The organism is Kluyvera intermedia, from assembly GCF_021440345.1.
GTDB classification, from domain to species: domain Bacteria; phylum Pseudomonadota; class Gammaproteobacteria; order Enterobacterales; family Enterobacteriaceae; genus Kluyvera; species Kluyvera intermedia_A.
In genome coordinates this window covers 1-5,026 of the sequence record NZ_JAKCNS010000004.1, presented here as the reverse complement: position 1 = coordinate 5,026, position 5,026 = coordinate 1, and the positions used below count along the sequence as shown (strand labels likewise).

7 protein-coding genes are annotated in these 5,026 nt (G+C 50.5%); 3 read left to right on the top strand and 4 right to left on the bottom strand.

Annotated elements, in window-relative coordinates; genetic code table 11:
- Positions 1–11 precede the first annotated feature (11 nt).
- On the top strand, positions 12–905 hold the full coding sequence (locus tag LZ634_RS00825) for a YbeF family transcriptional regulator (protein WP_414467718.1): 894 nt from the start codon (positions 12–14) through the stop codon (positions 903–905).
- A gap of 200 nt (positions 906–1,105) precedes the next feature.
- The gene (gene lipA, locus LZ634_RS00820; protein WP_234501854.1) at positions 1,106–2,071 is read left to right on the top strand and encodes a lipoyl synthase; all 966 of its coding nucleotides are present in this window, start codon (positions 1,106–1,108) and stop codon (positions 2,069–2,071) included.
- Between the two features lie 212 nt (positions 2,072–2,283).
- Here the strand turns inward: lipA and tatE are convergent, their stop codons facing one another.
- On the bottom strand, positions 2,284–2,484 hold the full coding sequence (gene tatE / locus LZ634_RS00815) for a twin-arginine translocase subunit TatE (protein ID WP_234501853.1): 201 nt from the start codon (positions 2,482–2,484) through the stop codon (positions 2,284–2,286).
- A gap of 126 nt (positions 2,485–2,610) precedes the next feature.
- Positions 2,611–3,399 (bottom strand): deaminated glutathione amidase, encoded by a 789-nt coding sequence (locus LZ634_RS00810; protein ID WP_234501852.1) that lies wholly within the window; start codon positions 3,397–3,399, stop codon positions 2,611–2,613.
- A gap of 161 nt (positions 3,400–3,560) precedes the next feature.
- Here LZ634_RS00810 and crcB point away from each other — a divergent pair, with 161 nt between their 5' ends.
- A complete protein-coding gene (gene crcB, locus LZ634_RS00805; RefSeq protein ID WP_234501851.1) occupies positions 3,561–3,938 on the top strand; it encodes a fluoride efflux transporter CrcB in 378 nt (125 codons plus the stop codon).
- Between the two features lie 59 nt (positions 3,939–3,997).
- Here the strand turns inward: crcB and cspE are convergent, their stop codons facing one another.
- Together cspE and pagP are read right to left on the bottom strand one after the other, a co-directional pair.
- On the bottom strand, positions 3,998–4,207 hold the full coding sequence (gene cspE, locus LZ634_RS00800) for a transcription antiterminator/RNA stability regulator CspE (RefSeq protein WP_000034826.1): 210 nt from the start codon (positions 4,205–4,207) through the stop codon (positions 3,998–4,000).
- A gap of 162 nt (positions 4,208–4,369) precedes the next feature.
- Positions 4,370–4,918 carry a lipid IV(A) palmitoyltransferase PagP gene (pagP, locus tag LZ634_RS00795; protein WP_234501856.1) on the bottom strand — a complete coding sequence of 183 codons (549 nt, stop codon included), beginning with the start codon at positions 4,916–4,918 and terminating at the stop codon, positions 4,370–4,372.
- Positions 4,919–5,026 lie beyond the last annotated feature (108 nt).

The window sequence follows — 5,026 nt, the reverse complement described above, 5'->3', positions numbered from 1 at the left end:
AAGTTGGAGTCATTACCCGTACCCTGCGTAATATAGACCTCAATTTATTGACCATATTTGAAGCGGTATACGTCCATAAAGGTATAGTCAATGCCGCAAAAGTTCTGAATCTTACGCCGTCGGCTATCAGTCAATCGATCCAAAAACTCAGACTGTTGTTTCCCGACCCGCTGTTCATCCGTAAAGGCCAGGGCGTAACGCCAACAGCCTATGCGACCCATCTGCATGAATATATTAGCCAGGGGCTGGAATCTATCCTCGGAGCTTTAGATCTCAACGGCAGCTACGACAAACAACGAGTGATCACCATTGGCACCGCGGCGTCGGTCGGGGCGATAGTGATGCCTGTCATCTATCAGGTGGTCAAAAAAACGTACCCGCAGGTGCTGCTGCGTAATGTTGCCGTCACCGATGCCAATACCCAGCTTAGCCAGTTCCAGACCGACTTAATTATCGATAACCACGAACACAACAACCCTCGCACCCTGGGGCGCCATCCGCTATTCAGCGACAAGCTGGTGCTGGTGTGTCGTAACGACCACCCGGCCCATGATGCAGAACCCTCTGTCGATACGCTGATGCAGTATGAACACACCCTGCTGACAATGGACGGTGCGGGCCAGAACGACCTGTACAAGCGCATTCGCGATATGTTGCCTGACCGCCAGGTCAGCGTAAGCAGTTACAATCTGTTCACTATCGCGTCACTGATCGCTTCAAGCGATCTAATTGGCATCATGCCGCTACGCTTTTACCATATCTTCAAACAGTGCTGGCCGCTGCGCGCGCTGGACTTTGCGCCATTGCAGCAAGAACAGGTTGATTTTTCATTGCATTACAACAAACTCAGCCTGCGTGACCCGGTAATGCAAAACATTATCAACGTCATTCATGAGGCATTCTGAGCCTCCAGCCCCAGCGACTCCGTCGCCGGCAAAAAAGCATTATTCAACAACTATTTTACAATTTGCCGGCCTGTTAGGCTGCTTTATGCCCCATTTCAATGGTATACTGCCTGTCATTAATTCAAAAATAGTTGATAAATACAACAATACCTTGAATTGAAAAGCTTTCCCTCGATACTCGGAACTGGAAGACGCATGCTATGAGTAAACCCATTGTGATGGAACGCGGTGTTAAGTACCGTGATGCCGATAAAATGGCCCTTATCCCGGTAAAAAACGTCGTCACAGAGCGTGAAGCGCTGTTACGAAAACCGGAGTGGATGAAAATCAAACTTCCGGCAGACTCCTCCCGTATCCAGGGTATTAAAGCCGCCATGCGTAAAAATGGCCTGCACTCCGTCTGTGAAGAAGCATCCTGCCCTAACCTGGCGGAATGCTTTAACCACGGAACTGCGACCTTTATGATCCTCGGCGCTATCTGTACGCGCCGTTGCCCATTCTGCGACGTCGCCCACGGCCGCCCGGTAACACCGGACGCCAACGAACCGCAGAAACTGGCACAGACGATTGCCGACATGGCCCTGCGCTATGTGGTGATTACCTCGGTGGATCGTGACGATCTGCGCGATGGCGGTGCCCAGCATTTTGCAGACTGCATCTCAGCAATTCGCGAGAAGAGCCCAACCATCAAAATTGAAACGTTGGTGCCGGACTTCCGTGGACGTATGGATCGCGCACTCGAGATCCTGACCGCCACGCCGCCAGACGTATTCAACCACAACCTGGAAAACGTACCGCGTATCTACCGTAACGTTCGCCCGGGCGCTGATTACAACTGGTCGCTGAAACTGCTGGAGCGTTTTAAAGAAGCGCATCCGGATATCCCGACCAAATCGGGTTTGATGGTTGGTCTGGGTGAAACCAATGCCGAAATCATCGAAGTAATGCGTGACCTGCGCCGCCACGGCGTCACCATGTTGACGCTCGGCCAGTATCTGCAGCCAAGCCGTCACCACCTGCCGGTACAACGCTATGTTAGCCCGGACGAATTTGAAGAAATGAAAGCCGAAGCGATGGCGATGGGCTTTACTCACGCAGCCTGCGGCCCGTTTGTTCGTTCGTCGTACCACGCGGATCTCCAGGCCAAAGGCATGGAAGTGAAGTAAGGTTCGTCAGCGAAATAAAAAAAAGCCGCTCTCTTACCGAAAGCGGCTTTTTTATCATTCAGCGCGACACAAACTGTTGCAATAAAATACCATTAGCGATGATTTAGCCCATGAAAAAGGGCCACAACGTCATACGCTGTAGCCCCTTTCGCAGAGTTGACCCTGCGCATGAGATGCACGCTTTCTGCAACTCACGTTAAACGCTGCCCTGCTTACTCTTTATGAGAGAGCTTCTCTGCCGGAGTCTCATCTGCGCTTTTCTGCGCGCTGGTTTCATCGTCATTCATGGCTTTCTTAAAGCCTTTGATTGCTGAACCCAGATCTCCACCCAAAGTCCGTAATTTTTTGGTACCAAACACCAGAACAATCAGTGCTGCCACTACCAGCAGTTTGGTAATACTAATCTCACCCATAGATACCTTCTTCTCAAAAACAGGCTGCAAAATGCGCCACATCACTGTGGTCTATTAACGGTCATCTGGCGCGTGCACACAATAGCAATCTGTAACAAGGTGAATCAAGCATTGTTTAAAAAAACGTCATGTTAATTGCGGTAGCGCAAAGCGCCGGTTCTGCAGCACGGGAAGCTGCTGTCGAACGGTTAAAAGATGTTCGCGCTGGACCTCGCAAACGATCAATTGCGGTAATTGGGTCGCCCCCGCCAGCGTGACGCCAAGAGGATCGATAATCCGGCTTTGCCCAATATTACGGCTTCCACACTCCCCGCTTGCCACCAGATAACAGGTTGTGTCCAGGGCACGAGCGGCCAATAGCGTTGACCAATGGTACTCCTTCAGCGGGCCACGGACCCAGGCGGCGGGAAGTACCAAAATTTCCGCCCCCTGCAATGCGAGGGCTAGCGCCATATCGGGAAAACGCAGATCGTAGCAGGTCATCAATCCGACCTGGAAACCAGCAACCTCAATCAACGGCGGCAACGCTTTTCCGGCATCAACGTGTTTCGATTCCTGAATAGAGAACGCGTCATAGAGATGCAGTTTATGATAGTGGGCAATCACCTCCCCTGCACGCAGGACCACCAGCGTGTTGTTTGCCCGCCCCTCCCCCGATGGCGTATGAATGGTCAGTACCGTGGTGAGCGTATCATTGCGGCTCTGGGTTTTTAGTTGCTGCATAAAGCCGCCATCAAGTGGCTGAGCCGATTTAACCGACAGGTCGGGATCGCTATCATCACGTGCCAATAGCGCCTCAGGCAACACCAGTAGCGCGGCCCCCTGTTCAGCCGCAGATTGCATCAACCTCACGCAGGTTTGTGCATTCATTTGCCACTCTGGCGTCACGACGAACTGCCCCGCTGCAACCCGCATCTTCACCTCCACCTTTTGCTAATATATCAACATCATGAATAATGATGAGTCTTCAGCTCACTATTCTGATGACAGCAACCCGTAATTTATTGAGTATATAGGCATATTGACCCTTTCGACGTTAAACTCAGGGCATTGTTAATAAATGGCAGGAACCAGGAATGATGCAACTTTTATTAGCCGTATTTATCGGCGGGGGCACCGGGAGCGTAGCCCGCTGGCTGCTGAGCCTAAAGCTTAACCCCATGCACCATGCACTTCCGCTGGGCACGCTAACAGCAAACCTGATTGGCGCATTTATCATTGGCGCGGGGCTGGCCTGGTTTAACCGCTTGCCGCAGGTTGACCCAATCTGGAAGCTGCTTATCACGACCGGTTTTTGCGGCGGGTTAACAACCTTCTCGACGTTTTCCTCTGAGGTGGTCTTTTTGTTGCAGGCGGGGAGATTTAGCTGGGCACTGTTGAATGTCGCCGTGAACCTACTGGGCTCGTTCGCCATGACGGCGCTCGCATTCTGGCTATTCAGTACCAGCCGCTAGAAAAAGAATAAAAAAAACCCGCGATTAAGCGGGTTTTGAATTCTGACTGCTATTGTCGCTTACAGAGCGGTTACGTTAGCAGCAGAAGGGCCTTTGGCACCGTTAGTGATTTCGAACTCTACACGCTGACCTTCAGCCAGAGTTTTGAAACCGTTGGTCTGGATTGCAGAGAAATGTACGAATACATCTTTGCTACCATCTTCCGGAGTAATGAAACCGAATCCTTTGGACTCATTAAACCACTTAACGTTACCTTTAATCTTAGACATCAAAATTACCTTTATATGAAAAAACGACACTAATCTGTGTCAGTTAACAGTACAACAATTGTGGTGCGTTTTGTCCAGCCCAAGTTTGTTAAAAAGTGATAAATGTCGCTAACTTTTATTCGCAGGTTGACTTTGTCGTTATTTTAGCTACAAGCTCCATTTTTAGAACTGAAAACGCAGCCAGGCGAAGTAGACATTACCGTTATTGTAAGTACCCGGAATGTAGGTCATCTGGAACGTTGCCGGTCCATAGCCAATTGATGCCATCGGCAGCAGAACCGGAACGGGAATGTAATTCCAGTTATCCCGCGCCGTTACCCCTACGGTATACCCCAGACCCCAATGGAAATTATCGTCCGCCAGTGGCCTCCAGGTAGCTTCCCAACCGTAGCCGCCGATAGGCTCCCATTTGTTAAAGGAGTCCTTGAAAGCCATTAAGTAGATACCGTGCCAATTCCCTTTGTCATCCCAGCGAGATACGCCGAAGCCAGCGCCCCATGGACGTTCGTTGTATTTGTCAGTTTTATCTTTATCGTAAGCAAATCGCGCATGCCAGGTAATCACCGGCACATACAGATCGTAACTCTGCGGCGCTTCCCAGGTTTGCACCACGTTGTTGCTCAACGTGTTGTAACCGTCTTTGAGCGTCTGGGTAAAAGAGGCATCGGCAGGCTGAACCGCCCCTGATAGCCCTACCGCAGCAATCAGCAGTGAGGGAAATTTATTAAGTTTAAACACGATACCCTCCCCAATGAATCATCTATTAAAAATAGTCCATTAAGATCTCACCTTACGGTATCGGGTGATGCTGCCAACTTA